This is a genomic window from Sorangium sp. So ce119, from assembly GCF_051524405.1.
Classification (GTDB): domain Bacteria; phylum Myxococcota_A; class Polyangia; order Polyangiales; family Polyangiaceae; genus Sorangium; species Sorangium cellulosum_G.
In genome coordinates this window covers 9,980,539-10,006,054 of the sequence record NZ_CP150310.1, presented here as the reverse complement: position 1 = coordinate 10,006,054, position 25,516 = coordinate 9,980,539, and the positions used below count along the sequence as shown (strand labels likewise).

Sequence of the window (25,516 nt, the reverse complement as noted above, 5' to 3'; positions counted from 1 at the left end):
GATGCCAGACGTGGCGGTGCCCTGCTACGCTCATTGCCGCTCACCTCGCTCGATGCCGATCCCCTCGACCTCCTCTGCCTCTTCTTCCTCCTCGATGCGTATCGCGCTTCTCGGTGCCGTCTGGTGCGCGGCCCTGACGGGCGCTGCCTGCAGCTCGAGCGCTCCGAGCCCCTTCCCGTCCACCGGCGGAGCGGGCGGGGCCGGAGGCGAGGGCGGCGCCGGCGGTGAAGGGGGAGAGCTGGCTCCCGCGGACCCGACGCTCGGCGGCCCGTGCGTCGACGACGAGCAGTGTGAGGACGGATTTCCCTGCACCTTCGACGCGTGCGACACCGCCGCAGGGCGGTGCCGCTTCACGCCGGAGGACAGCGCGTGTCAGAACGACGTCTACTGCGACGGGGTCGAGCGCTGCAACCCGCAGCTCGGCTGCGTGCGCGGCGAGCCGATCGGGTGCAGCGACGGGAGCTCGTGCACGATCGACGCGTGCGACGAGCGGACGAGGACGTGCTCGAGCGCGCCGCGCGACGCCGATCTCGACGGCGATCCCGACGCGCACTGCGGCGGGGGCGACTGCGATGACGCCGATCCCGCGACGTCCTCGTCGCAGCCCGAGGTTTGCGGGAACGAGCGTGACGACGACTGCGACGGCGATACGGACGAGGACGGCTGCGTGTCCCCGGAGCACGACACCTGCGCCGACGCGCTCGAGATCTCCGTGCCGGGCTCGTACGGAATGACGACGGCGGGCGCGGGCTTCCACTACGCCAGCGCGTGCGGCTTGCCCCGCCCGGCGAGCACGCGCGACGTCGTGGCCGCGGTGCTCTTGCCGCCGGGGCCGCCGGTCGACGTGCAGGTGACGGCGCGGACCGAGGGCACGGACGTCGCGGTGACGCTCGCCGGCCAGTGCGGCGACGCCGCGACGGAGCTCGCGTGCGGCCGCCCGTTCGCGACGGCGGAGGGCGGCAAGCTCGCGAAGCTCCGCGCCCGCGGCCTCGGCGACCCGGAGCGGACGACGGCGCTGCCGGTCTACGTGACGACCGCGGAGGGCGCGCCGGTGCTGGTCGACGTCGCGTTCCTCCCGCCCTCGCCGGCGCCCGAGAACGAGACGTGCGGCACGGCGGCGCCGATCGCGCCGGGCGAGCCGGTGCTGGCGACGATCCTCGACGCCGCCCGGGATCTCGGGGGCGCGTGCGAGACCGAGCTCGGGGAGCTCGTCTACGCGTTCGAGCTCACCGAGCCCCGGGACGTCGACCTCTACGCGGTCTCGACCGACGGCGACGGCGCGCCCTCGCTCTCGCTGCGGACCGCCGCGTGCGCGCTGCCGGAGGACGAGCTCACCTGCCAGACCGCCGTGGCGACGCACCTCTTCCGGCGCGCGCTGCCCGCGGGGAGCTACGCGGTCGCGGTCTCCGCGACGGCGCCGACGTCGGCGCTCGTGACGCTGGAGCTCTCGCCGCCCACCGAGCCGCCGCCCGACGAGGGCTGCGCGTCGGAGGCGGCGCTCGAGCCGAACCGGACGGTCGCCGTGTCGCTCGTCGGCCACCAGGACGACGTGGATCTCGGCTGCGGCCCGGCCGCGGTCGACGCCGTGTACGCGCTCGAGCTGCCGGTCGCGTCCGACGTGCTCCTCGTCGAGGAGCTGTCGTCCGGCGACGCCGGCGCGATCGCCCTGTCCGCGCCGGCGTGCGGCGGCCCCGACGACCGGCTCGCGTGCGGCGAGGGCGACGTCTCCCCGCTCCGGAGCGCGCGGCGCGGGCTCGCGGCGGGCTCGTACCGCGTCGTGGCGGAGTCGCAGCTCGGCCAGCCGGTGAGCGTGACGGCGTTCGTGCGGCCCGCGGCGCCGCCCACGCTGGTCCCGTTCTCCGACGCCTGCGAGGGCGCCCTGGAGATCCCCGAGTCCGGCGGCTTCTTCCAGGGCAACACGACCAACGCCGCCGCCGACTTCGACGCGGGCTGCGACAGCGCCGGCATCGAGGATCGCGGCGCGCGGGACCAGCTCCTGAAGCTCACGCTCACCGCGCGCCGGCGGGTCGTGCTCGACATGGCCGGGTCGAGCTACGAGACGCTGCTCTCGGTCCGCCGCGGCCCGACCTGCCCCGGCACCGAAATGCCGCTTTCCTGCACGATCGGTGTGGGCCCCCAGCGGAGCTTCCTCGATCTCGCGCTCGATCCGGGCGTCTATTACCTCCAGATCGACGGGCACGCGATGGCGCACGGCCTGTGGTTCCTCGACGTGCGGGTCGTCGAGCCCGACGACGCGGCCGACCCGTGACCCGCGGCCCTTTGCAAGCTCCCCCTGTCCCTTGCTAACGTCGCCCTGATGTTCGGCCGGATCTCCGCGATCGCGCTCAACACCTACCGGGAGTCGCTCCGGGCGCGCATCCTGATCGGCCTCGCGGGCGTCGCGTTCGCGGTCGCCTTCTACGCGATCATCGTCGGCGCCTACACGCTCCGCAACGCGCCGCGCGTCGTCAGCGATCTCGGCGTCGCGTCGCTGTCGGTGTTCAGCATCGCGGTCGCGGTCATCATCGGCGCGACGTCGCTCTACCGGGAGCTCGAGCAGAAGACGATCTTCCCGATCCTCGCCCGCCCTGTGCGGCGGGGCGAGTACCTCGTCGGCAAGTACCTCGGCACGCTGCTCACGCTCGCGGTGTTCATCCTGGCGGACGCGGGGCTCGTGCTGCAGATCAGCGCCGTGCTGGCCGGCCGTCCTGCGGCGCTCGTGGCGGGCGCCGGCGCCGCGTCGCTCGCGGTGCTCGGCGTCGCGGCGTGGCGCTCCCCCGCGGCGCGCACGTACGGGTTCATCCCGTGGTCGGTGGTCTTCCTCGCGCTCGGCGTGCTCTTCTCGGCCGCCGCCCCCACGGAGCGGCGCGTCGTGCTCGCCGGCAGCGCGCTCGTGTTCCTCGAGGTGGGCATCGTCGCGGCGATCGCCACGCTGTTCTCGTCGTTCTCGACGCCGTTCCTGTCGTCGCTGCTCACGCTGGGCCTCTTCCTGGTCGGGCGCAACGCCGACTCGCTCGCGCGGCTGCCGGTGAAGTACTTCGGCCCGCAGATCAGCGCCGCGGGGCGCGCGCTGTCCCGGGTCGTGCCGAACCTGCAGATCTACGTGCCGCCCCGCCCGCTGCTCGCGGGCGAGGTCGCCGACGCGAACCTCCTCGTGTACCTCGGCTGGGCGGCGATCACGTGCGTCGGCTGGGCGCTCGGCCTCCTGGCGGTCGCGACGTTCGTCTTCAAGAAGCGCGACTTTCTGTGAAGCTCTCGGTCGTGCTCGGCGTCCTGCGCGGCCTCGCGCTCGTCGGTTTCCTCCTCGGCGCGGCGTCCGTGCGCGTGGTGGTCGCGGGCGAGCGGGAGATCGCCGAGAGCACGGAGGCCCTGCGCGCCGGCGATCCGCACGCCGCGGCGCTCCATGCCCGGCGGGCGGCGGGCTGGTACGCGCCCGGCGCCCCGCACGTCCGGGTGGCCTACGAGCGGCTGATCGCGCTCGCGACGGCGGCCGAGGGCCTCGGCCAGGCCGAGCTCGCGCTCTTCGCCTGGCGCGGGGTGCGCACGGCCGCCCTGGAGACGCGGTGGCTCACGACGCCGCACGCCGAGGACCTGGAGCAGGCCAACGCCGCGATCGCCCGGATCTCGGCGGCGGCGCCTCGCCCGCCGGGGACCCGGACCGAGCCTGCGGCCGCGGTGGCGCGGGAGCACCTCGAGGCGCTCGCGCGCGACGACGCGCCGCGCGTCGGCTGGGTGGCGGCGCTCGTCGCGGCGTTCGTGGCGTGGGTGGCCGGGGCGATCTGGGTGGTGCGGCGCGCGGTCACGGTGACGGGCCAGTGGGTCTGGCCGCGGGCCGCCCCGGGGCTCGCGATCTGCGCGGCCGGCGTCGCGGTGTGGCTGCTGGCGATCTGGCAGGCCTGACGCCGGGCGAGGCGGGCGGAGCGGGCGAGTCGGGGCGAAACGGGGCGGCGGGGCGAAATGGGGCGGAGCGGAGCGGGGCGGGCCGTCCGGGCCGCCACGCCGGGAATCCGCCGGATGGGACGACTGCTGATCGTGGCACGCGGCATTGCAATGCCGCGGAGCGCGACACATCGATCTCCGGGAGCGGCGTTTGCGGCGCCCTTGTTCCGCGGTTTCCCCGAGGTCCACGGGTTCGTGGGAGCGGCGCGCGCGGCGTTCCGCTTGGTGGAGCGGTGTTTGCAGCGCTCCATTTCAGGGTTCCGAGGAGGTAACGAAGTTCATGAAGAATCAGATCAAGACGATCCTGTTGCTCGGCGTCATGTCGGCAATCCTGGTGTCCATCGGTGGGGCGCTAGGGCCGGGGTACCTCGTCTTGTTCGGCGTGCTCGCGCTCGCGATGAACCTGGGCGCCTATTTCATGTCGGATCGCATCGTGCTCGCGATGCACAGGGCCGCCGAGGTCTCGCCGGACGAGGCGCCGGGCCTGCACCGGATGGTGGAGGAGCTCTCGCGTCGGGCGGAGATCCCGAAGCCGCGCGTCTACGTCATTCCGGACGCGCAGCCGAACGCCTTTGCCACCGGGCGCAACCCGGAGCACGGCGTTGTCGCGGTGACCGAGGGCATCCTGCAGCTCCTGAGCGAGCGCGAGCTGCGCGGCGTGCTGGCGCACGAGATCGCGCACATCAAGAACCGCGACATCCTGGTGTCGACCATCGCCGCGGCGTTCGCCTCGGGCATCACGTCGATCGCCCATGCGGTGAGCTTCGCGGGGCTGTTCGGCGGTGGGCAGTCCGACGAGGAGGAGGGCGGGGGACTGCTCGGGGGCCTGGCCCTCGCGATCGTCGCCCCGATCGCGGCCACGCTCGTGCAGCTCGGCATCTCGCGCTCTCGCGAGTACCTGGCCGACGAGGTGGGGGCGAGGCTGTGCGGCGATCCGGAGGCGCTCGCCAGCGCGCTCTCCCGGCTGGAGCGCGGGGTCGAGCTCGTGCCCTCCGAGGCCGCGCGCCCGGCGACGGCGAGCCTGTTCATCGTGAGCCCGCTCGCCGGGGCGAGCTCGCTGCTGAAGTGGTTCTCGACGCACCCGACGACCGAGGAGCGCGTGAGCCGGCTCCTGTCGATGGCCGCGAGCGGCCGGACGGTGCCGCGCTGGACCGGGGTGGTCGCCTGACGCGGCGTCGCCTCCCCGGCGGATGCATCCCGACATTGCCCTTCCGGGATGCATCCCGGCGCTGGTCCGGCGGTGGCGCCGTTCTCCCGTGCTCGCCCCGCTCGCCGCGTGACACGTGACGCGCGAATGACGCGCTGCGAAGATGGAATAGCAACCACCCGGCCGACGTCAGACCGGCCGAGCGCGTGGCGCCAGGAGCGCCTCGGCTCGCTTCGCAGCGACCTCGTCGCCACCGCATCGCGTTCTTTCGAGAGGCAGGATCCATGAACAAGCTCGTTCGCATCACCTCGGCGCTCGCCGCGCTCGTCGCCCTCTGCGCCGCCGCTCCCCCGGCCGCGGCTGCGGCCAAGGAGACCCCGGCGGCGGCCGCGAAGGCGCCGCATCACGGCCGCGCGAAGGGCCGGCCCCAGTTCCCGCAGGACGCCGCCAGCTTCAGCAAGCGGGTCGACGCGAAGATCGCGAAGCAGCGCGCGAAGGTGGAAGCGAAGATGCAGAAGGGCGGCGTCCCCGACGCGCGCCGCGCCGAGATCCGGAAGGCGCTCGACGACGCCCAGGCCAAGGTGCGCGCGGCGGTCGACAGGGCCGCCAAGGACGGCGTGATCACCCAGGACGAGGCGAAGCAGGTCCGCAAGCTCGCGCGCGAGGCGCGCAAGGCGATCGCGGAGCAGCTCGGGCTCGGGAAGAAGCACGAGAAGAAGGCGAAGCGCGAGAAGGTGAAGGGGCGTCGTATCGTGGTTCCGGTCACCTAGCGCGACCGAGGACGGTACGAGGTGGATGCCGGCTGGCGGCACGCCGCCGCCGGCCAGGGCGCCAGCCGTGATGTTCTGTCACCGATGCCTGGCGCGCCGCCGCGCCAGGGGGCACGGCGGGGAAGCAGAGGCGAGGCGGCCGACCGCAATCGCGGCGCCGGCGCCGGCTTCCTGGCCGCTCCTCAGTGCAGCTTGTTTTTGGCCTCGGCGAGCTCCTCGTTGATGCGGTTCACGAACGCGTCGAGGGTCATCGGCCCCTTGCCCGCCTTGGCCGCGGCTTGAACGGCGTCCGTCGTGATCGCGGCGAGGCGTTCGACGTAAGCGAGCTCGGCTTCGAGCTTCTCGTAGTCGCCGCTGGCGAAGTACCCGCTGTCGTCCTTGACCTCGAGCTCGGGCGCATAGCGCTCCTTCACGTAACGCAGGATGGCGCACACGGCGACGTGCACCTTGGGACCGGCGAACTGCGTCTTGGTCCAGTTGTAGCGGCTCCCCTGCTTGAAGAACTCGACTCCTGGCGCCTCCGGCAGGGCGGGGACGGCGATGCGCGGCGCGCCGGCGCGCCCGGCGTCCGCCGGCGCGCTTTGCGAGCTCCGGGCCAGATTGCGGGTGAGGGCGGCGGACTCGGCCAGCGCTTGACGCATCATGTCCGCCATCTCGGTGTTGCTGAGGAGGGCATGATAGTAGTGGTTGATGAAGGTGCCTTCCTCATCGAAATGGAAGTGCAGCGGCTCGCATTCGCGATGGGGGTAGAGCGTGATCCCCTCGAGACCGGAGCAGGTGACGCGCTTCTCGGCGACGAGCTCTCTCATGGTCTTGCTGAGCCAGCCGGCAGACTCGGCCTTGGCGGCGAGATCGCCGACGAGCTCTGGGACGAGGGCCGGGTCACGGAGCTTGCCGCTGTACGCGATGGAGATGCCCATGGTGCCTCCTGGTCAATCCCCTTTACTCCACCGCGGCTGTCGCGGCCAGCGCGCTCCGGCGCGCGATCTCGCACCGCGGCGACCCTCGCGGGCCGGCGATGGCGACGCCCATCCCGCTTACGTCCTGTAACGCTTGTTCATCACGCCTCCCGGAGAGAACCGCCAGGAGGCCGCCGGCCCCGACCTCGACGACAGCTTGTTTCATCGGCTGCGCGAGGCGTCCGCCTCCGGATCCTCGGCGTGCCACAGGGCACCTCACGGGTCGGCTGGCGCGGTCCCCGAGGCGACCAGCGCCTCGAACGTGGTCATTACGTGAGTGTTGTCGAAATTGTCATCGATTGCGTCACGTCGGTAGGCAGGACGTGACCGACGGAATTCGTCAGGACGCCGCGCGCGGCGCCTCACCGAGGAGCTCGAGCCTCGCCAGGCTCGCGCAGGTCTCGGAGAGCGCGCGCATCAGCCGCAGCCGGTTGTCCCGCACGGCCGCGTCGTCCGTCATCACGAACACGTCGATGAAGTACTGGTGGAGAAGCGGCGCGAAATCCGCCACCGCCCTGAACGCAGCGTCGTACGCGCCGCTCTTCACGTCCGACGCGATCTGCTCCCGCAGCTTGAGGTACCCCGCGAAGAGCGCCGTCTCGCTCGCGTGCACCTCCTGCCCGAACGGCGCGACCGGCTCGCCCGGAGGCGCCTTGTCCGCGATGTTCGTCGCCCGCTTGAACACCTCGCCGACCCGCGCGCGCACGTCGGGGCTGAGCGCGTCGATCGCGCGCACGCGCGCCCGGAGGTCGAGCGGGCGGTCCGCGGCCACGCGCAGGCACGCGAGGACCGCGTCCTGCGGGAGCCGGTCCGACAAGAGGCCCCGCAGCCGCTCGGCGAAGAACTCGCCGAGGCGCGCCGTGAGCTCCTCGCGCGAGGCGCTGAGCTCCACGCCCGCGTAGCCGTCGTACGCGGCGCTGAACGCGGCGCCGAGGCGCAGATCGAGCTCGCGATCCAGCAGCGTCCGCAGCACGCCGAGGCAGGCGCGGCGCAGGCCGTACGGGTCGGCGGTGCTCGTGGGGATGAGCCCGATCGAGAAGCAGCCGACGAGCGTGTCGAGGCGGTCGGCGATCGCGACCAGCGCGCCGGCGTTCGTCGGCGCGGTCGCGTCCGCGGCGCCCCTGGGCAGGTAGTGATCGCGGATCACGTCGGCGACGTCGGGGCTGACCCCCTGGGCCAGCGCGTAGGCGCGGCCCATCTCCCCCTGGAGCTCGGGGAACTCGCCCACCATCAGCGCGACGAGATCGGACTTCGCGAGGTGCGCCCCCGACGCGGCCGCCATCAGCGTCGGCTCGGGCAGCATCAGGAGCAGGCCGAGCTCGCGGGCGAGCCGCTCGACGCGCTCGGCCTTGGCGAGCACGCTGCCGAGCCGCTTCTGGAACACGATGCCGCCGAGCTTCTCGCGGCGGTTCGCGAGCGGGATCTTGACGTCCTCCCGGTAGAAGAACTGCGCGTCCGACAGGCGCGCGCGCATCGTCTTGTCGTTGCCGCGCTGGATCGTCTCGGGCGCCTCCGCGGTGTTCACGACCGCCAGGTACCTCGGGAGCAGCGCGCCCGTCTTCGCGTCGCGCACGCCGAAGTAGCGCTGGTGCCCGCGCGCGACCTCGAGGATCACCCGCTCCGGCAGCTCGAGGAACCGCTCCTCGAAGCTGCCGACGATGACGTGCGGCTCCTCCACGAGGGAGAGGTTCTCGCCGATCAGGAAGTCGTCCTCGATCAGCGCTCCGCCGGCGTCGCGGGCCGCGGCGACCAGTCGCTCGCGCATGAGGCGCGCGCGCTCCTCGGTGTCGACGATCACGTGCGCCGCGCGCATCGCCTCGACGTAGTCCTTCGCCGCGCCGATCGCGATCTCGCCCGGCGCGAGGAAGCGGTGGCCGCGGCTCGCGCGGCCGCTGCGCACGCCGGCGATCTCGACGGGGATGACGTCGCCGCCGGAGAGCGCGACAAGCCACTGGATGGGGCGGCCGAAGGCGAACTCGCCCGTCCCCCAGCGCATCGACTTCCGGAACGGGATGGCCGCGACGAGCGCCGCGAGGACCTCCGGCAGGAGCTCGGTCGCGGGCTTGCCGGCCTCGCGCCGGGTGCCGGCGAGGTACTCGCCCTTGGGCCCCTCGACGCGGCGCAGATCGGACACGGCGCAGCCGAGCTTCTGCGCGAACGCCTCGGCCGCCTTCGTGGGCGCGCCGTCCTTGAAGGCCGCCTTGACGGGCGGGCCGGTGACCTCCTCCTCGAGGTCCGGCTGGCGCGCCGCGACCGCGGAGACGAGCAGCGCGAGCCGCCGCGGGGTGCCGAGCGCGCGCATCGCGCCGTGGCGGAGCCTGAGCTCTGCGAGGCGCTTCGTGGCGAGTTCCGGGAGCGCGCGGAGCGCGGCCTCGACAAACGACGAGGGGAGCTCCTCGACGCCGATTTCGAGCAGGAGATCGCTCGCTTCGTTGGACATGGGACCGCGGACGCTACCCCAGAACCGCCCGTCCGGCGAGGCGGTCGATCGATCCACGCTGGGCCACCTCGAGCTGCGGCTCGCCGCGCCACCGCCGCGCCGCTCCCCACGCCAGGCCACGCCGGACCGAGCGCCCGGCCGCGCGGCTCAGCGGCGTGGCGCCGCGTCCTGGAGGGCGCGCGCGAGCACCTTCTTGAGGGCGCGAGCCTCTCCTCCGTTCGGGTTGTTCTTGCGCCCGTAGTGGCTCGCCGCGCCGACGCGCACGATGCACTGGACCGTCCGCGTGTACCGCCGGGCTGCCTTCGCGACCGCTCGATCGTCCGGCGCGGACGCCGACGAGACGGCCGCGCCGAGGTCGTTCAGCGCCGCGTCGAGCGGCGGGCAGCCCTCCGGCGTGCCGGGCAGCTCGAGGGGGGGCGGGGCGTGGCAGCAACGGGCGCGCAGGGCGGCGAGGGCCGCCATGTCGTACCAGCGGAGCACGCCCCATTCCTTCGTCGCGTCCGAGATCCCCGTGGGCCCGGCGGCCTGGGCGAGGTGGCTCTTCAGCGCGGCGACGCCCTTCATCGGGTCGACCTCGGCGCAGACGAACGCCATCTGCCCCGCGGTCGCGGCGTCGACGCTCTTGCCGGGGAAGAGCGGGGTCATGCACGCGGCGAACTCCGCCGAGGCCGCTTCTATCGCCGCTGCGCTCGCCGCGCCGGCGTCCACCGGCTCAGGCGCCGCCGCGGCGGCGTCTTGCGTGGCCGCGGAGGCCGCGTCGTGCGCCGCCGCGGAAGCGGCCGGCGGGGCGCCTGGCTCCGCGGGGGTGGCGCAGGCGGCGGGCGCGGCAGGCAGCGCCGGGACGGGCGGCGGGGGCATCGCGGCATCGCGGTGGCGCAGCCAGAGCCAGGCCGCCGCGGCGGCGCCGGCGAGGACCACGGCACAGAGGACCAGCGCCGCGATCCGGCGGGCGCCGGACGGCCTCTCGCGGCGCGGTCTCGGCGCCGCGGCCGGGGCGCGCGGCGCGCCGGGCCCGGGCGCGCGGACACGCGCGACGTCGCTGGCGGGCGCGAGCGCGAACGGCTTCGAGGGGGTCGGCGGCACCTCGTCGCCCGCGAACAGCGGCACAGCGACAGCGCGCAGCGGTGGCGGGCTCTCCGGCTCGTCGTCATCATCGCCCGCAGCGGAAAACAACAGTGCGGGCGAAATGGACGGCGGTTCCGCTGCGGGCCAGACGGCCGGCGGCTCAACCCGCGCCGGCGACCCTGCCGGCGCGGGCGGGCTGCTGGAGGCACCTGCCGGCGAGGCGCTGGCGAGCTCCGACGGACCGGGAGGCGAGGCCGGGGGCGCGTTCACGGGGCGATCCGGCGCCTCGGGCACCGGGGTGGTCGGCGCGCCCGCCGTCGGTCGAAGGCCCAGCGTCGCGAGCCCGTGGAGCGGGATCGGCGTCCGGCGCGCCGTGGCGCCCCCGCCGTGTGGCGGCAGCGAGCTCGCGTGGCCACGAGGCGGCGGGCTCCAGCGAGGCGGCTGGAAGCCGCCGGGGCTCTCTCCGGGCGGGGCGCTCCTGCGCGGCGGCTGGGAGCCGCCGGGGCTCTCTCCGGGCGGCACGCTCCTGCGCGGCGGCTGCGAGCCGCCGGGGCTCTCTCCGGGCGGGGCGCTCCTGCGCGGCGGCTGGGAGCCGCCGGGGCTCTCTCCCGGCGGGGCGCTCCTGCGCGGCGGTTGCGAGCCGCGAGAGCTCTCTCCGGGCGGAGCGCTCCTGCGCGGCGGCTGGGAGCCGCCGGAGCTCTCTCCGGGCGGGGCGCTCCTGCGCGGCGGCTGGGAGCCGCCGGAGCTCTCTCTCGGCGGGGCGCTCCTGCGCGGCGGCGGCTGCGAGCTCGACGCGCCCCGCAGGCCGCTGCTCGAGGGGCGCGGCGCCGGCACGGTCCTCGCCGGCTCCGCGAGCGGGTGCTCGTCGAGCGGCGGCAGCTCCTCCAGGCCGTCGCCTGACCGCGCCGCCTCCAGCGCGCGGCGGAGCGCGGCGACCTCGACGATCCGCTCTCTGGCGTCGCGCGCGAGCGCCTGCTCCAGGACGCGCCACAGCGCGTCGCCCTCCTCGCCCGCCGGCGTCACCCGCGGCGCGGCGCCGGCGCCCTGCAGGCGGCGCAGCTCCCTGTCGCTCTCGGCCGGGAAGGGGAGCTTCCCCGAGAGCGCCACGTACAGGGTCACCGCGAGCGCCCAGGTGTCATCCCGGCGGGACGGCCCCTCGCCGGCGGCCCGCTCCGGCGAGCGGTAGCCCACGAACGCGGGCGTCGCGAGCGGATCCGAGAGCCACCCGCTCGACGCGCACGGCTCGCCCTCCATGACGACGCACGCGGCCGACAGCCGGCCGTGCACGGTCCCGCGCCCGTGCAGGCGCTCGACGCGCTTCGCCAGGCGGATGACCCAGCCCACCGCGTCCCGGGCCGGCAAGGGTCCCGCGCGTGCGATCCGCGCAGCGAGCGTCTCCATACGAGCGCGGCAGCCTAGTGCGGCGCCACGCCGCGGACCACATTGTGGCGCCCCGCGCGACCCGCCGGAGCGCGGGTCGCCCGCCTCGTCATCCCGTCGTCGCGCCGCCTCCTCGTCCGGCTGCCCGGCGTCGCCGTCAGCCCTCGATCACGTCCGCCATCGTGTAGCGGCCCGGCGGCTTGCCGTGCAGGTGCCACGCCGCGCGCAGCGCCCCGCGCGCGAAGAGATCCCGGCTCGTGGCGCGGTGCGTGAGCTCCAGGCGCTCGCCGGGGCCGAGCAGGTGGACCGTGTGGTCGCCGATGACGTCTCCGCCGCGCACGGCGAAGATCCCGAGCTCGTTCGCCTTGCGGGGGCCGACGTTGCCCTCACGGCCGTGCACGTCCGAGAGCGCCGCGGCCGCCTCGCCGGCCTCGCCGCGGGCCGCGCGCACGGCGTCCGCGAGCCGCACGGCCGTGCCGCTCGGGGCGTCCACCTTGGCGCGGTGGTGCACCTCGACGATCTCGACGTCGTAGCCGGGTCCGAGCCGCCGCGCCGCGCTCGCCGCGATCTCCGCGAGCACGTGGATGCCGATGCTCGTGTTCGGCGACCAGAGCACGGGCACGTGCCGCGCCGCCTCGTCGAGCAGCCGCTCGCAGGTGGCGTCGAGGCGCGTCGTGCCGCTGACCACCGCGACCTTGGCCCGCATCGCGAGGTGCAGGAGCCGCGGGAGCGCCTCCGGCCGCGAGAAGTCGATGACCACGTCAGCGCCGAGCAGCCCGGCGCTGACGTCGTCGCTCATCGCGACGCCGATGGTGCCCGTCCCCGCGAGCTCGCCGACGTCGCGGCCGATGCGCGACGAGCCGCGCGACACGATCGCGCCCACGACCTGCGCGCGCTCGTTCGCGGCGAGCCGGACGATCGCCTGCCCCATCTTCCCGCTCGCGCCATGGATCGCGACCTTCAGCGAGTGGGCCTCCTCGGTCGCGGCGGCCCCCAGCAGCACGCCCATCGGTACGCCTCGATGATCGCCGTTCGATTTCACGTCGCCTCGCGCCTCGCCTCGAGCCGCCGCACCGCCTCGGCGATCTGCTGCCTGGTCGCGTCGCCGGCCGGCGCCAGCGGCAGCCGCACGGCGGGGCTCATGCGGCCCAGCGCGGCGAGCGCGGCCTTCGCCGGCGCGGGGTTCGGCTCGACGAACATGAGCCCGTGCAGCTCGAGCAGCGCGAGGTGCGCCGCCCGCGCGCCCGCGAGGTCGCCGGCCAGGAACCGCCGGGTCACCGCGCTCGTCTCGCGCGGCAGCACGTTCGACGTGACGCTGATGACGCCCTTCGCGCCGAGCGCCATCGTCGCGACCGTCAGCGAGTCGTCGCCGCACAGCACGGTGAGCCGGTCGCCGAGGCGCCGCACGAGCTCCTGGCAGCGGAGCACGTTGCCCGTGGCGTCCTTGATGGCGACGACGTTCTGCGCGGCCGCGCAGATGCGCTCGGTCGTCTCGGCGGACAGGTCGACCCCGGTCCGGCCCGGGATGTTGTAGAGCACGATGGGCGCCGAGATCGCCTTCGCGACGGCCAGCATGTGCTCGCGGAGCCCGTCCTGCGACGGCTTGCTGTAGTACGGCATCACGATCATCACGCCCTCGGCGCCCGCCGAGATCGCGGCGCGCGAGGCCTCGATCGTCTTCTTCGTCGAGAACGAGCCCGTCCCCGCGATCACCGGCACGCGGCCGCGCGCCGCCTCGACGACGCGCCGGATGACCGCTGTCGTCTCCGATTCGCTCAGGGTCGGCGACTCGCCCGTGGTCCCGCACGGCACGAGCCCGCTGACGCCCCCCGCGATCTGCGCCTCGACCAGCGCGTCCAGCGCCTGGAAGTCGACGGCCTCGCCGTCGGGCGTGAACGGCGTGACCAGGGCGGTGAGGGTTCCCGACAAGGGGAGCTGCGTCATGAAGGGACCATGATCGCCACCCGGGGTGCGCGTCAACAGGAGAGGACAGGTTCACCACGACCTCCGCGCACTCCGCGGGTTCCCGCCGCGCCGCGCGCCGCGCCGCGCTGGTCGGGCGCCGCCGCGCTGCGCCGGACGGGCGGCGCGCGCCGCGTGGTCGGGCGCGGCGCTCCGCGCCGATCGGGCGCGGCGCGCCCGTCGACCCACGCCGGTCGGGCGCGGCCATGGAAGGCCTGCGGCGCGGGTCGGCGGACGCGCCGCGGGGCTGACGGATCGCGCCTCGGACGCCTCGAGGAAGGCCGGCATTCTGCTAGCCTGCTTGGTGTGGCACCTCGCTCGTCAGGGCCGTATGCCCGCGCGCGTCAGGTCCCGGAGAAGCCCCCCGCCATGGATCTCGCCCAGTACATCAAGAGCATCTCCAGCGCGGCCACTACCATCCTGGAAGGGATGGCGGTCACGTTCTCCCATCTGTTCCGGGAGCCCATCACCGTCCAGTATCCCGACAAGACGGACCGCCCTGTCAGCGAGATGCTCCCCCCGCGCTACCGCGGCTTCCTCGAGGTGCAGATGGACATCTGCACCGGGTGCAAGCGCTGCGAGCGCGCGTGCCCCATCGAGTGCATCGCCATCGACCTGGAGAAGGACCCGGCGACGAAGAAGCAGGCGATGAGCCGCTTCGACATCGACATGGGCAAGTGCATGTACTGCGGCCTCTGCGTCGAGGCGTGCAAGACCGAATCGACCGGCGCGATCCGCCACACCCGCGAGTTCGAGGGCGCGGCGCCGACGCTCGATCACCTCACCTTCCGCTTCATCCCCGAGGGGCTGGTGCCGCTGTACAAGGCGCCGAAGGACCTCGGCGAGGTGCCAGTCGGCGAGTACGGGCCCCACGCCCGCGAGGCCCGCGAGCGCGCCATGCGCGACAACCCCGCCGCGCTGGAGGAGCTGCGCGCCATCTGGCGCAAGGAGCGCGGCAAGGAGAAGGGCGCCGAGGGCGGGGCCGAGGACGCCGGCGCGGCGGACGCGTGAGCCGGGGCGCCGCGCTTGATGGCTTGATGGGCGGTGGGCAGCGATCTAACGTCGCGGGCCTCACCACATGCCCCCCCTGAGCACACTCGCCTTCCTGGGGCTCGCCGCGCTGACGCTCGGCTCCGCCGGGCTCGTGGCGTTCTCCAGGAACATCATCCACTCGGCGCTGGCCCTGCTCGGCACGTTCCTCGGCGTCGCCGGGCTGTACGTCACGCTGTCGGCCGATTTCCTCGCGGCGACGCAGGTGCTCGTCTACGTCGGCGGCACGCTCATCCTCATCCTGTTCGCCGTGATGCTCACGAGCCGCATCCAGGAAATGAAGATCTCGAACCCGCGCGGCGGGCTCGCCGTCGCCTTCGTCCTCGTCACGGCGGTGCTCCTCGTGCTCGGCAGGGTGGCGACCCGGACCCCCTGGCCCGCCGAGGCCCGGCCGGCGATGCCGTCCACGGCCAAGCTCGGACACGCGTTCCTCGGCGAGTACCTGCTCCCGTTCGAGCTCGGATCCATCGTCCTGCTCGCCGCCATGATCGGCGCTGTCGTCCTTGCGCGCCGCGCCGTCAAGCGCGCCTGGGAGCGGGAGTAGGCGATGGAGATCGGGCTCATCCATTACCTCACGGTGGCCGCCGTGCTCTTCGGTCTCGGGCTGTTCACGGTGATGACCCGGAAGAACGCGGTGGGCATCCTCCTCGGCGTCGAGCTCATCCTCAACGCGGCCGCGCTCAACTTCGTCGCGTTCGAGCACTTCGTCGCGGGCGGCGTGGCCGGCCAGGTGTTCACGGTCTTCATCATCGTCCTCGCCGCGAGCGAGGCGGCGATCGCGCTGGCCATCGTGCTCCAGGTCTATCGCAGCCACCGCAGCATCATGGCCGACCAGCTCACGTCGCTGAAGCACTGACGCGAGCGCGGCCATCCGTGCGGAAGCGTGGGATGGACGACGCGCCGCGCTCGTCGCGCCGCGCGGCGAGGCGAGGCGGACGACGCGCCGCGCGGCGCGACGAGCGCAGCGATGGGCGGCGGGCGATCGCGATCGACGACGCGGCGCGCGCGACGCCCGGACCAGCGCGTCGCGCGCCCTGCGGACCGCGTGTGCTGGGCTGCGCTGTCGTGGGGGAACAGGCTTGACATGCGCGCAATCTGCCTGTTCCGGTGGAGCTCAATCCCACCGACAAGCAGGAAAAACCTGACCTTGCTAAGCCCCTGCGGGCGACCCACGTTCGAAGCATGCAGAACCTATCCAAGTCGGAGCTGGTGGGGTTCGTGGAGCTCGAGGTCGGCTCGCTTGCTGTGCAGGTGCCGATCCGCGCTGCAGCGGCGGCGACGGAGCTCCCCCTCGCATCGTTCGAGGCCGAAGGGGACAATTGCGCCATCCTCGTGCGCGGCGACACGTCCTCCAAGGCGGTCGAGGTCGCGCTGCGGCAGGCGGCGCAGGAGGCGGTCAAGCACCTCTCGAAGAAGCTGCTGAACTAGCGCGGGCGATCGTCCGCGGTCCCGGCGCGTGGGGCTGCGGGCCGTCGCCTCCGACGCACGGCGCCCGGGCGCCGTAGCTCCGAGGAGGAGCGACGCGGACATGTGAAGGCGGGCCGCGATGTGATCCGAGGTGAATCCCTCGACGCACATCGTGCTACGCTGCGCCGCGACATCCCCCGTGAAGCTCATCATCCAGATCCCTTGCTTGAACGAGCGCGAGACGCTCGCGCAGACATTCTCCGACCTGCCGAGGTCGATCGACGGCGTGGACGAGATCGAGGTCCTGATCATCGACGACGGCAGCACGGACGGGACGAGCGAGCTGGCCGAGCAGCTCGGGATCCACCACATCGTCCGCTTCGCCATGAACCGCGGCCTCGCCGCCGGCTTCATGGCCGGCATCGACGCGTGCCTGCGGCTCGGCGCCGACATCATCGTGAACACCGACGCCGACAACCAGTATCGCGGCGCGGAGATCCCGAGGCTCGTCGCTCCGATCCTCGAGGGCCGCGCCGACCTGGTGATCGGCGACCGGCAGACGGACAGGATCGAGCACTTCTCGCCGCTCAAGAAGGTCTTGCAGCGGTGGGGCTCGCGGCTCATCCGGCGCCTGTCGGCCACCGACGTCGCCGACTCGCCGAGCGGCTTCCGCGCGGTGAGCCGGAAGGCCGCGCTGCAGCTCTTCGTGCACAACCGCTTCACCTACACGCTGGAGACCGTGATCCAGGCAGGCCGCCGCGGCCTCGCCGTGGAGAACGTGAAGATCACGACCAACCCGAAGACGCGTGAGTCGCGGCTCTTCCGGTCGATCCCCGACTACCTGCGGCGCGCCGGTCCGGTGATGTTCCGGGCCTATGCGATGTACCGCCCCGTGCAGCTCGTGGGCTGGGTCGCGGCCATCTTGCTCGTGTTCGGCGTCGCGCTCGGCGTCCGGTTTCTCTATTTCTACCTCCAGAACCCGGATTACAGCGGTTATATCCAGTCGCTGATCGTCGCCACCGGCGCCGTCGTCGTGGCGTGCATCCTGGTGGCCGTGGCGCTGCTCGCCGAGCTCATCGCGGCGAACCGCCGGCTCGTCGAGGAGGTGCTGATGCGCGTGCGCCGGATCGAGACCGAGCTCGCGCAGCGGGCCCCGGGCGTCAGGCCGGAGGGCATCCACACCACGGGCGCGAAGCCGTGGCGCGACCAGCAGGTGCACAAGGCGCGGGCGAGCGCGGGGTGATGGTCATGTCGGGGAACATCGTCGGCAATCATTACGACAAGTACGGCACGAAGAACCCTGTCGCCCGGATGCTGATGGGCGGGTTCCTCGGCGCTGTCACGGACCTCTACCGCCGCGTCGCGCCGCGCTCCGTGCTGGAGGTCGGGTGCGGAGAAGGCCGGCTGGCCCACCACATCGTGACGAGCGCGCCGCGGCCCGAGCGGTTCGTGGCCACCGACGTCTCGCTGGAGCGCGTCGCGCCCGACGTGGATCCGCTCATCCAGTTCCGGGAGGCGTCGGTCTACGAGCTGCCGTTCGAGGATCGCGAGTTCGATCTCGTCGTGTGCTGCGAGGTGCTCGAGCACCTGGAGGACCCGGCGCGCGCGCTGCGCGAGCTGCGGCGCGTGGCCGGCCGCTGGGTGATCGCGAGCACGCCGCGCGAGCCGCTGTGGCGCGCGCTGAACGTGCTGCGCGGCCGGTACCTCGCCGATCTCGGCAACACGCCGGGCCACATCCAGCACTTCGGCCGCCGCGATCTCGTGGCGCTCGTGGGGAGCGAGCTCGCCGTCCGCGAGGTGAAGAGCCCGGTCCCCTGGACGGTGCTGCTCGCCGAGCAGCGACCGTAGCCCTGCCGGGCCCGGGCGCTCAGCCGCCCGGGTCCTCCATGTCGTCGTCCTGCGAGGGATCCGCCGGGTCCGAAGGCTCCGGCGCGGACGGCGCGTCTGCCGGCTCCGGCGGCGCGTCGGCCGGCTCGGGCGCGGACGGCGCGTCCGCCGGCGGCGGCGCCTCTGCCGGGGCGGCGCTGCGCTTGTCCCGCAGGTACACCGTGTAGTTCTTGAAGCGCTCCGCCGCGGAGAACGCGCTGTCCAGCTTCAGCGCCCGGCCGCGCCGCGCCGCGTCCTTTCCGACCACCACCGCCTCCGCGGCCTCGACGAGCGCGGCCTGCGCCCCGCTGTCCCTGGGCCACGCCTGGGCGGGCTTGGGTCCCTGGCCCTTGGGCGGCTGGAGCTTGGGGAGGATGTGGAGCGCCTCGACCGGATAGAGCCCGTCCTCGTAGCCCGGCGCGCCGAGCGCCAGCACCTCGTAGGGCAGCGCGTCGGGCGGCGGCGGCTCCTTCGGCATGGTCACGAGCTGGAGGCTGCCGAAGCGGCGCTTCTCGGTCGCGTGGCGGTGAACGAGCTCGTTGAACAGCACGGCCGCCTGGATCGTGTCCGGCGGGCGCTGGTTCGGCGGATACAGGATGTGGGTGATACCGACGCTCCGGTAATGCTCGTAGAGCTCGCGCGGCCCTCGCACGGGCTCGTAGAAGATGAGCGACTGCCAGGCCTGGATATCGAAGACGATGTCGCGCTCGATGCCGAGCGTCGTGCGGTAGTTGCGCGCGAGGATGCGCGCGTCCGGCGGGGTCGCCTGGGTGATCGCGCGATGATTCTCGCGGAACTTGAACCGCTGCGCGTCGCTCCATTTCTTCTCGTACGTGGAGCGGATCAGCGAGAGCGCGCGCTCCAGCCGGTCGGGGCCGGAGTAGAAGGGCACGTCGCCGCTCCACACGATCTGGAACACAACGAGCGGCACCAGGCCGAGCCGCGCGACCGTCCCGAGCTGCCAGGTGCGGACGAGCATCGCGGCCGTGGCGGCGATCGGCACCGCGAGCAGGCCCTGCAGGTAACGGTCCGCGGTGTACGTGTTGCCCCACACCCAGATGCCGGCGAACGCCGCCCAGGCCGCGAGCGCCGGCCGGCGCCGGCCCCGGATGACCAGCAACGTCGGCAGGAGCAGCGTGAAGAGCGAGCCCATCGACGGGACGTAGCGAGTGAACGAGTAGTGCGGGGAGAACGAGAACGAGAAGAAGTTCCCGACCGCGATGAGCTGCCGCTCCAGCCCCTTCCCCTTCGGCAAATAAGGCTTGTTGGGGTACGCCTTCTCCATGAACTCCGCGGAGCGCGCGTGTTGCGGGTACGACCGCGTGAACACGCGCTGCGCCATCGGATAAACGGGGTTGTTGTAATAGATCGTGTTCTTGACGAAATGCGGCGCGGCCGTGCCGAGCGCCACGCCCGACGCGATGAGCCCCGCGACGAGGACGCGGCGCGGCGAGAGGAGCGGGCGCCGGCGCTTCTTCGCGGCGCGGAAGGCCGCGCGACCGAGCAGGTACGCGGCGCGGGGCACGACGATCGCCGCCGCCATGCCGAGGTGGTAGACGGCCTGGTACTTCACCAGCATCGCGCCCCCGAGGGACGCGCCGAGCAGGACGGCATACCGCCTGTCGAAGCGCTCGGCGAAGCGCATCGACGCGAGCAGGACGGGCGCCGCGAAGAAGCCCAGGAAATGGTCCGCCGAGCCGCTGGGGTTCTGGTCGTGGACGAACAGCGACGGGAACAGGAAGAACGCCGCCCAGAGGCCGGGGACGCGCTCGCCTTGCAGCAGGTACCGCGCGAGCGCCGCGACGCCGACCACCTTCCACGCGACGAACACGAGCTCCAGGTGGAGCGCCATCATCCACCGCTGCTCCACGATCATCGCGGGGACGCTGAAGCCCCAGGCGTAGAGCATGCTCGCAAAATGGGGGAAGGCGCGGTTGACGTCCCCGTAGAACGGCACGATGCGGCCGGCGCGCGCGTAGTCCTGCCCGATCGGCAGGTGATACCAGGTCGCGTCGAAGCCGATGGACTCCGGGGTCAGCGACATCAGGTAGAGGAGCACGAAGCCCACGGCGCCCACGCCCGTGGCCGCGAGCCACAGCCAGCGCATTGCCCCCCTCGGCGTGATCGAGGCGTCGAGATCTCCCTTCAACCGCGACAGCCAGCGCGGCAGTTCGAGGAGGCCGCCCGCGAGGAGCGCCGCCGGCAGCGCGAGCCCGAACCAGGGCCGGATCCAGCCGACCGCGCCGGCGAGGTACATGCCGAACACGAAGGCGATGGTGCCGAGCGCCATGCCGAACAGGCCCTCTTCGACCGGCGGCAGGTGCGCGAGGCGGACCGCCCGGCGCAGCAGCACGAGGCCGATACCGAGGCTGGAGAGCAGGAACAGCAGCGAATAACCCCAGAGCGGCGCGAGCCGCCACAGGAGCCAGTGCTGCACCGGGATGTGCTTGTGGACCGCGAACGCGTAGCAGGCGAGCCCCGCGACGCACGCGACGGCCGCGAAGGCGCCGCGCAGGAGCCTCGGCCGGGGCGAGTCGGAGGTCAGGGCGGCGCGCAGGCGAGCCAGGGGCGAGTCGGGGGTGAGGGCAGCACGCAAGCGAGCCAGCATGGCGGGCGCGCATCCTAGTACCGGGTGTCAGAAATCCAGGCAGGTTTTATGGCCGAAGCACCGCGGCGACGGGCGCGGCGCAATGGGCCGGTTTCGCGCGTCAGTGATCCCGCCAGGGGATCGCTGAGGCGTGAAACCAGCGGCGGCCGCGAAGCGGACGCCGGGGTTCGGGGCGGAGCCCCGAGAGGGGACTACTGTGGTCGGGATTCCGCCCCGCGCCGCCCGCTGAGCAGGCGCGCTGCGAGCCAGCCGCCCACGTCGACGGCGAGCGAGGTGGCGCGCGAGATCACCGCGGCGCCCAGCGCGGCGGCGGGGCCCACGGCCGGGGCGAGGCCCACGGAGAGCAGCGCCTCGCGCACGCCGATGCCGCCCGGCGTGGCCAGCGCGAGGAAGCCGAGGATCGGCGCGAGCACGAAGAGGCCTGAGCCGCCGAGCGCCGCGCGCGGCGTCGCGCCGACGGCGAGCGCCGCGCAGGCGCCGTGCGCGGCCCAGGTCAGCCAGTACGCCGCGTGGGCGAGCGGCAGCCGCGCCGGCATGAGCGGCCCGCGCCCCTCGGCCGCGAGGAGCTTGCGCACGCGCGCGGGCGCGCGGGCCCGATCCACGGTCATGAGCGCGACGAGCACCACGCCCACGGCGAGGAGCAACGGCAGGCTCCACCGCCCGATGAGCGCGCTCACGCCCGCGACCTGCTCGCCGCCCGCCGCGAGCAGGCCGAGCCCCACGATGGCGCCGACGGCGACGAAGCTGATCAGCTCGACGGCGAAGGAAGACCCCACCACCGCGCTGGTCGTGCCGATGCGCGGCGCGCCGAGCATGCGGATCAGCGGTACGCCGACCTTGCCGGGGATGTACCTCGCCGCCTGCGACTCGATGTGCAGGGCGATCGCCGGCCAGCGGGGGATGGACCGGCCGGTCAGCTCCTCGAGGAGCCAGGCCCACGCGAGCCCGAGCACGACCGCGCCCAGGGCGAGGGGCAGCACCGACAGGGCCACGAACGCCGGGCGGACCTCGATGGGCTCGCCGCTCTCCCACCGGCGCGCGAGATCCCGCCCGGCGAGCCCGATGAACAGCGCCGCGGCGACCAGCATGACCGGGCGCAGCGCGGCGCGCACCCTGGCGAGCGGGCCCCCGATCCCTTGCGGCGGGCCGGGGGCGCCGGGCGCCGGCTCGGGCGGAGCGGCCGGGATCCTCGGGGGGGCGGGCGGGGCGTCTGGGGGCGGGGCGGCAGGGAGGTCGACGAGCGGCGCGGGCCTGTCCTTCACGTCGGCCGGCGCCTCGCCACGCAGAAGACCGACAGCCCGAAGCGCGGCCGGTAACCGCGCGCGATGAGGTCGACCTCGGCGCCGAGGACGGCCTCGAGCGCGGTGGAGGCGAGGCCCGACTTCGGCGAGGGCTGCTTCATGCTGCCCTGGCCCGGGCGCAGCTTGCGCGCGGCGCTCCAGACGGCGCGCGAGCCGACCGCGGCGGGAAAGAGGAGCTGGTTGAAGTACGCGCAGGCCTCCACCTGGAAGTCGGCCGGCAGCGCGGCGCGGAAGCTGCCCGCGGTGTACCGGCGGAAGTGCTGGAGTGCGCGGTCGTGATCGCTGAACAGCCACGGATACGCCGGCACCGTGGCGACGAAGATCCCGCCGGGGCTCAGGTGATCGTGGATCCACCGGAGCGCGGCGCCGTCGTCCTCGATGTGCTCGATGACGTCGAGCGCGCAGATGACGTCATAGCGCCGGTCGAGCTCGAACGGGAGCGGCGCGCTGTAGAGCGTCCTCGCCGCGCCGGCCTTCGCGATGGACTCCTGTCCGAGGGGGCTCACCTCGTTCGCGTCGACGGCGCCGAACTCCGCGAGAACGCTCAGGTTCTGGCCGACCCCGGCGCCGACCTCCAGCAGCTCGAGCGGCCGCCGCGCGGGGGCGAACTCGCGCACCAGATGGGCCAGCAGCCGAGCTCTCCCCTTCCTCAACCAGTCGCCGGATTCCTCGGAGTACTGCTGGTATGCCGTCGTTTCCATCCGCTCTTTTATTCTGCGTGCGTCGGTGCTTCGGGGGGAGGCGGCTCGCTCGGGGGAGGCAGATCCGGGGGTGAGGTCGGCTCTGCCTCGGCCGGCTCCGGGACCGGGTCCGGGATCTCGATCGTCAGGTCATCCACCTTGGTGGCCGGCTGCTTCCGCGGCCTCTTCGGCGGTGGCGGCGGCGTGCGCCGCTTGCGCGGCGCGGTCGATGTCGCGGCGGCGCTCGCCGACGGCTGCGCGGCCGGCGCCGCCGACGCGGCCGGCGCCGTGTCGCTGGGCGGAGGCGCAGGCTCCTGCGGAGGCGCCGGCTCGGTCGCGACGGCCGGCGGCGCGGGCTCGACCTCGGCCGCCGGCGCGCCCAGCGGCGGGAGTCGCAGGCGAACGACCTGCCAGACCGCGACGCCGGCGAGGACCACCAGCGCGAGCGCTCCCCAGCGGGCGAGCCGGCGCCGGCGCGAGCCGGGGTCGAACTCCGGGAGCTCGCCCTCGTGTGCCATCCCGTTCACGGTGGAGCCCCTCATCCAGTGCTCCGGCGTCTGGCCGGCGCGGGCGGTGCGCTCCGGCGGGACCGGAGCGTGCTCCGACGGGACCGGCGCACGCGCGATCGGCGGCTCGGGGGGCTGCGGCGCGCGCGGCGCGGCGGGAGGCGCGGCGCTCAGGGCCGCGACCGCCCCGACGGCCGCTGGCTCGACGCCGTCGCGACGCTCTTCGGGCAGCGCCTGGCCCGGCGGCGCGCCGCGCACGCTCGGCGCCTCCGTCGGATCGCCCGCCTGCAGCGCGGGCGCCTGCGGCGGAGGCGGCGCTGCGGCCGCCGACGCTGCCGGCACGACGAGCGCGAACGCCTCGCCGCTCTGGGGCGCCGCGTCCGCCGGCTCCGCCGTGTCCGTGGCCGCCTGCGGCGCGAGCGCCGCGGGCTCCGGGGAGGCGAGCGCCGTGGCCGCCTGCGGCGCAAGCGCCGCGGGCTCCGGGGAGGCGAGCGCCGTGGCCGCCTGCGGCGCGAGCGCCGCGGGCGCGGACGGCTCCACCCAGGGCTCGTCCACGTCGGTGTCGATCGCGTCCTCTTCGAAATCCTCGATATCGACGTCGACGAGCGAGGGCGCGCTGTCGGCCGGCGGCCGGGGCGCTCCGCTGCGCGGAAGCGGCGTCGATCCTTGCGGGACCTCGAGGCTGCCGTCCGCGGTCGCGGGTCGCGCGCCGCTCGGTGGCGCCGTCGCGGGTCGCGCGCCGCTCGGCGGCGCCGTCGCGGGTCGCGCGCCGCTCGGCGGCGCGGTCGCGGGTCGCGCGCCGCTCGGCGGCGCGGTCGCGGGTCGCGCGCCGCTCGGCGGCGCCTTCGCGGAGAGCGGCGGCGCGTCGCCCGGCTGCGCGTCGCTCGGGGACGCGGTGAGCGGTGCCCTCGCGGAGGGCGGCGGCGTCCGGGCGAGCGGCGCCCCCGTGGAGATCGGCGTCGCCGTCTGCGAGGCGGCGTCGCCGCGCCGCGGGGGCAGCGGGGGCCGCTCGCCGCGCCGCGAGGACAGCGGCGGGGCCTCGCCGAGCGGGGGCCGCTCGGCGAGCGGGGACGACGTGGGCGGCTGCTCGCCGCGCTGCGCCTGAACCGCAGGTCGCTCGGTGAGCCGCGGCGGCGCTGCAGGTCGCTCCGTGGGCCGCGGCGGCGCAGGGGGCCTGTCGGTGAGCCGCGGCGGCGCCGGCGGCCGTTCGCCGAGCCGGGACGACAGCGGCGCGCGCTCGCTGAGCGGAGGGCGCTCGCCGAGCGCGGGCGGCGCCGGCGGCCTGTCGGTGAGCCGCGGCGGCGCCGGCGGCCGCTCGCTGGGCCGCGCGAGGATCTTCGCGCTCGGCAGCGTCGACAGCGGAGCAGCGGCCGCGGGCCGATCGCCCGGCCGTCGATCGGACGATCCTGCCGCGACGTCGCCGTCGGGGTCGGCCATCCGAGGCAGCGGCGGCGCCTTCGGGATCGTCGAGCCCGTCGCGGGCCGCGGCGGGGCCGCGGGCGGGCGCGTCGGCGCGGATCGAGGCGGCAGCGGCGGCGGCCGCGGCGAGCTCAGGCTGCTCGGGGCCTCGGTCGACAGGTCGGCGATGCGGGCGAGCGCCTCCGCCAAGTCGCGCGCGCTGCTGAAGCGCCCCTCCGGATCGCGATCGCACGCGCGCGCGAACCACGCGTCGAACGTCGGCGGCAGCTCCGGGTTCACCCGCGAGGGGACCGGGATCTCGCCGACCGAGATCTTGATCAGCAGGTCGCCGACGCCCTCGCTGTCGAACGGGAGCTCGCCCGTCACGCACTGGTAGACGATCACGCCGAGCGCCCAGAGGTCGGCGCGGTAGTCGACCTCCCGGAGCCCCTTCACCTGCTCCGGGCTCATGTAGTGCGGCGTGCCCATGAGCGTGCCGACCGTGGTGCGCTGGGCGGCGCGCTTGCCGTGGCCCACCTTGGCGATGCCGAAGTCGAGGATCTTGACGACCTCGTCGTCCTCGTTCGCGCAGAGGAAGAAATTCTCAGGCTTGAGGTCGCGGTGCACGATGCCGGCCCCGTGCGCGCGGGTGAGCGCGCGCGCGACCTGCGTCACGATCTTCGACGTCTCCTGGATCGAGAGGCGGCGCCGGCGCGCGAGCCGGTCGAAGAGGTCCTCGCCCTCCAGCAGCTCCATCACGATGAACGGCTGCTCGCCCTCGATGCCGTGATCGAGGATCTGCACGACGTGCGCGCTGCGGAGCTGCGCCGCCGCCGTGGCCTCGCGGCGGAACCGCTCGCGCGCGTCCTCCTGCTTCGCCAGGTCGGGGTCGATGAGCTTGACGGCGACGTGCGTGCTGAGGGCCAGGTGCTCGGCGACCCACACCGAGGCTTGCGCGCCCTGCCCCACGGGTCGGATGAGGCGGTAGCGCTCGCTCAGCACCTGACCTGCTGCGATAGACACGGCGGCAAAAGCCTA

Annotated in this window: 20 protein-coding genes; 11 read left to right on the top strand and 9 right to left on the bottom strand. The window is 74.1% G+C overall.

Annotated elements, in window-relative coordinates; genetic code table 11:
* The first annotated feature begins 94 nt into the window (after positions 1–94).
* The 5 genes from WME76_RS37860 (at position 95) to WME76_RS37840 (ending at position 5,856) form a co-directional block, all read left to right on the top strand.
* A complete protein-coding gene (locus WME76_RS37860) occupies positions 95–2,269 on the top strand; it encodes a MopE-related protein (protein WP_437957022.1) in 2,175 nt (724 codons plus the stop codon).
* A 48-nt stretch (positions 2,270–2,317) separates the two neighbouring features.
* Positions 2,318–3,250 (top strand): ABC transporter permease, encoded by a 933-nt coding sequence (locus tag WME76_RS37855; RefSeq protein ID WP_437957021.1) that lies wholly within the window; start codon positions 2,318–2,320, stop codon positions 3,248–3,250.
* Entirely contained in the window at positions 3,247–3,900 is a 654-nt protein-coding gene (locus WME76_RS37850) for a hypothetical protein (RefSeq protein ID WP_437957020.1), read from the top strand. Before WME76_RS37855 ends, WME76_RS37850 begins: the two co-directional genes overlap by 4 nt.
* Positions 3,901–4,219: 319 nt before the next feature.
* Positions 4,220–5,107 (top strand): zinc metalloprotease HtpX, encoded by an 888-nt coding sequence (locus tag WME76_RS37845; RefSeq protein ID WP_437957019.1) that lies wholly within the window; start codon positions 4,220–4,222, stop codon positions 5,105–5,107.
* A gap of 263 nt (positions 5,108–5,370) precedes the next feature.
* The gene (locus tag WME76_RS37840) at positions 5,371–5,856 is read left to right on the top strand and encodes a hypothetical protein (protein ID WP_437957018.1); all 486 of its coding nucleotides are present in this window, start codon (positions 5,371–5,373) and stop codon (positions 5,854–5,856) included.
* A gap of 182 nt (positions 5,857–6,038) precedes the next feature.
* Here WME76_RS37840 and WME76_RS37835 read toward each other — a convergent pair whose 3' ends face one another.
* The 5 genes from WME76_RS37835 to dapA all read right to left on the bottom strand — a co-directional run bounded on the left by WME76_RS37835 (position 6,039) and on the right by dapA (position 13,644).
* Positions 6,039–6,776, bottom strand: coding sequence for a hypothetical protein (locus WME76_RS37835; RefSeq protein ID WP_437957017.1), 738 nt, complete (start codon positions 6,774–6,776; stop codon positions 6,039–6,041).
* 379 nt (positions 6,777–7,155) lie between these two features.
* Complete coding sequence (gene glyS / locus WME76_RS37830) at positions 7,156–9,255, bottom strand: glycine--tRNA ligase subunit beta (protein ID WP_437957016.1); 2,100 nt, start codon at positions 9,253–9,255, stop codon at positions 7,156–7,158.
* A gap of 147 nt (positions 9,256–9,402) precedes the next feature.
* Positions 9,403–11,721, bottom strand: a complete 2,319-nt coding sequence (locus WME76_RS37825; protein ID WP_437957015.1) for a hypothetical protein — start codon at positions 11,719–11,721, stop codon at positions 9,403–9,405.
* A 136-nt stretch (positions 11,722–11,857) separates the two neighbouring features.
* The gene (gene dapB, locus WME76_RS37820) at positions 11,858–12,709 is read right to left on the bottom strand and encodes a 4-hydroxy-tetrahydrodipicolinate reductase (RefSeq protein ID WP_437957014.1); all 852 of its coding nucleotides are present in this window, start codon (positions 12,707–12,709) and stop codon (positions 11,858–11,860) included.
* A 29-nt stretch (positions 12,710–12,738) separates the two neighbouring features.
* Positions 12,739–13,644, bottom strand: a complete 906-nt coding sequence (gene dapA / locus WME76_RS37815) for a 4-hydroxy-tetrahydrodipicolinate synthase (protein WP_437957013.1) — start codon at positions 13,642–13,644, stop codon at positions 12,739–12,741.
* Positions 13,645–14,031: 387 nt separating this feature from the next.
* Here dapA and WME76_RS37810 point away from each other — a divergent pair, with 387 nt between their 5' ends.
* From WME76_RS37810 to WME76_RS37785, 6 genes are all read left to right on the top strand, one after another.
* Positions 14,032–14,673, top strand: a complete 642-nt coding sequence (locus WME76_RS37810) for a NuoI/complex I 23 kDa subunit family protein (protein ID WP_437957012.1) — start codon at positions 14,032–14,034, stop codon at positions 14,671–14,673.
* Positions 14,674–14,740: 67 nt separating this feature from the next.
* The gene (locus WME76_RS37805) at positions 14,741–15,256 is read left to right on the top strand and encodes an NADH-quinone oxidoreductase subunit J family protein (RefSeq protein ID WP_061619465.1); all 516 of its coding nucleotides are present in this window, start codon (positions 14,741–14,743) and stop codon (positions 15,254–15,256) included.
* A gap of 3 nt (positions 15,257–15,259) precedes the next feature.
* Positions 15,260–15,568 (top strand): NADH-quinone oxidoreductase subunit NuoK, encoded by a 309-nt coding sequence (gene nuoK / locus WME76_RS37800; protein ID WP_061606420.1) that lies wholly within the window; start codon positions 15,260–15,262, stop codon positions 15,566–15,568.
* A 326-nt stretch (positions 15,569–15,894) separates the two neighbouring features.
* The gene (locus WME76_RS37795) at positions 15,895–16,140 is read left to right on the top strand and encodes a hypothetical protein (protein ID WP_061619469.1); all 246 of its coding nucleotides are present in this window, start codon (positions 15,895–15,897) and stop codon (positions 16,138–16,140) included.
* A gap of 178 nt (positions 16,141–16,318) precedes the next feature.
* Positions 16,319–17,362, top strand: a complete 1,044-nt coding sequence (locus tag WME76_RS37790; RefSeq protein ID WP_437962199.1) for a glycosyltransferase family 2 protein — start codon at positions 16,319–16,321, stop codon at positions 17,360–17,362.
* A 5-nt stretch (positions 17,363–17,367) separates the two neighbouring features.
* Complete coding sequence (locus WME76_RS37785; RefSeq protein ID WP_437287008.1) at positions 17,368–17,967, top strand: class I SAM-dependent methyltransferase; 600 nt, start codon at positions 17,368–17,370, stop codon at positions 17,965–17,967.
* A 19-nt stretch (positions 17,968–17,986) separates the two neighbouring features.
* Here WME76_RS37785 and WME76_RS37780 read toward each other — a convergent pair whose 3' ends face one another.
* The 4 genes from WME76_RS37780 to WME76_RS37765 all read right to left on the bottom strand — a co-directional run bounded on the left by WME76_RS37780 (position 17,987) and on the right by WME76_RS37765 (position 25,501).
* On the bottom strand, positions 17,987–20,593 hold the full coding sequence (locus tag WME76_RS37780; RefSeq protein ID WP_437957011.1) for a hypothetical protein: 2,607 nt from the start codon (positions 20,591–20,593) through the stop codon (positions 17,987–17,989).
* A 191-nt stretch (positions 20,594–20,784) separates the two neighbouring features.
* Complete coding sequence (locus WME76_RS37775; protein ID WP_437957010.1) at positions 20,785–21,855, bottom strand: lysylphosphatidylglycerol synthase domain-containing protein; 1,071 nt, start codon at positions 21,853–21,855, stop codon at positions 20,785–20,787.
* Positions 21,852–22,595 carry a class I SAM-dependent methyltransferase gene (locus tag WME76_RS37770; protein ID WP_437957009.1) on the bottom strand — a complete coding sequence of 248 codons (744 nt, stop codon included), beginning with the start codon at positions 22,593–22,595 and terminating at the stop codon, positions 21,852–21,854. The genes WME76_RS37775 and WME76_RS37770 overlap by 4 nt, the downstream gene beginning before the upstream one ends.
* 8 nt (positions 22,596–22,603) lie before the next feature.
* Positions 22,604–25,501 carry a protein kinase domain-containing protein gene (locus WME76_RS37765; protein ID WP_437957008.1) on the bottom strand — a complete coding sequence of 966 codons (2,898 nt, stop codon included), beginning with the start codon at positions 25,499–25,501 and terminating at the stop codon, positions 22,604–22,606.
* Positions 25,502–25,516 lie beyond the last annotated feature (15 nt).

Excerpts from the sequence above, each read along its gene's own strand:
- glyS (WP_437957016.1), bottom strand. The coding sequence starts at position 9,255 with ATGTCCAACGAAGCGAGCGATCTCCTGCTCGAAATCGGCGTCGAGGAG.
- WME76_RS37770 (WP_437957009.1), bottom strand. The coding sequence starts at position 22,595 with ATGGAAACGACGGCATACCAGCAGTACTCCGAGGAATCCGGCGACTGG.
- WME76_RS37825 (WP_437957015.1), bottom strand. The coding sequence starts at position 11,721 with ATGGAGACGCTCGCTGCGCGGATCGCACGCGCGGGACCCTTGCCGGCC.
- WME76_RS37785 (WP_437287008.1), top strand. The coding sequence starts at position 17,368 with ATGTCGGGGAACATCGTCGGCAATCATTACGACAAGTACGGCACGAAG.
- WME76_RS37840 (WP_437957018.1), top strand. The coding sequence starts at position 5,371 with ATGAACAAGCTCGTTCGCATCACCTCGGCGCTCGCCGCGCTCGTCGCC.
- WME76_RS37845 (WP_437957019.1), top strand. The coding sequence starts at position 4,220 with ATGAAGAATCAGATCAAGACGATCCTGTTGCTCGGCGTCATGTCGGCA.
- dapA (WP_437957013.1), bottom strand. The coding sequence starts at position 13,644 with ATGACGCAGCTCCCCTTGTCGGGAACCCTCACCGCCCTGGTCACGCCG.
- nuoK (WP_061606420.1), top strand. The coding sequence starts at position 15,260 with ATGGAGATCGGGCTCATCCATTACCTCACGGTGGCCGCCGTGCTCTTC.
- dapB (WP_437957014.1), bottom strand. The coding sequence starts at position 12,709 with ATGGGCGTGCTGCTGGGGGCCGCCGCGACCGAGGAGGCCCACTCGCTG.
- WME76_RS37855 (WP_437957021.1), top strand. The coding sequence starts at position 2,318 with ATGTTCGGCCGGATCTCCGCGATCGCGCTCAACACCTACCGGGAGTCG.
- WME76_RS37795 (WP_061619469.1), top strand. The coding sequence starts at position 15,895 with ATGCAGAACCTATCCAAGTCGGAGCTGGTGGGGTTCGTGGAGCTCGAG.
- WME76_RS37805 (WP_061619465.1), top strand. The coding sequence starts at position 14,741 with ATGCCCCCCCTGAGCACACTCGCCTTCCTGGGGCTCGCCGCGCTGACG.
- WME76_RS37810 (WP_437957012.1), top strand. The coding sequence starts at position 14,032 with ATGGATCTCGCCCAGTACATCAAGAGCATCTCCAGCGCGGCCACTACC.
- WME76_RS37780 (WP_437957011.1), bottom strand. The coding sequence starts at position 20,593 with ATGCTGGCTCGCTTGCGTGCTGCCCTCACCCCCGACTCGCCCCTGGCT.
- WME76_RS37860 (WP_437957022.1), top strand. The coding sequence starts at position 95 with ATGCGTATCGCGCTTCTCGGTGCCGTCTGGTGCGCGGCCCTGACGGGC.
- WME76_RS37835 (WP_437957017.1), bottom strand. The coding sequence starts at position 6,776 with ATGGGCATCTCCATCGCGTACAGCGGCAAGCTCCGTGACCCGGCCCTC.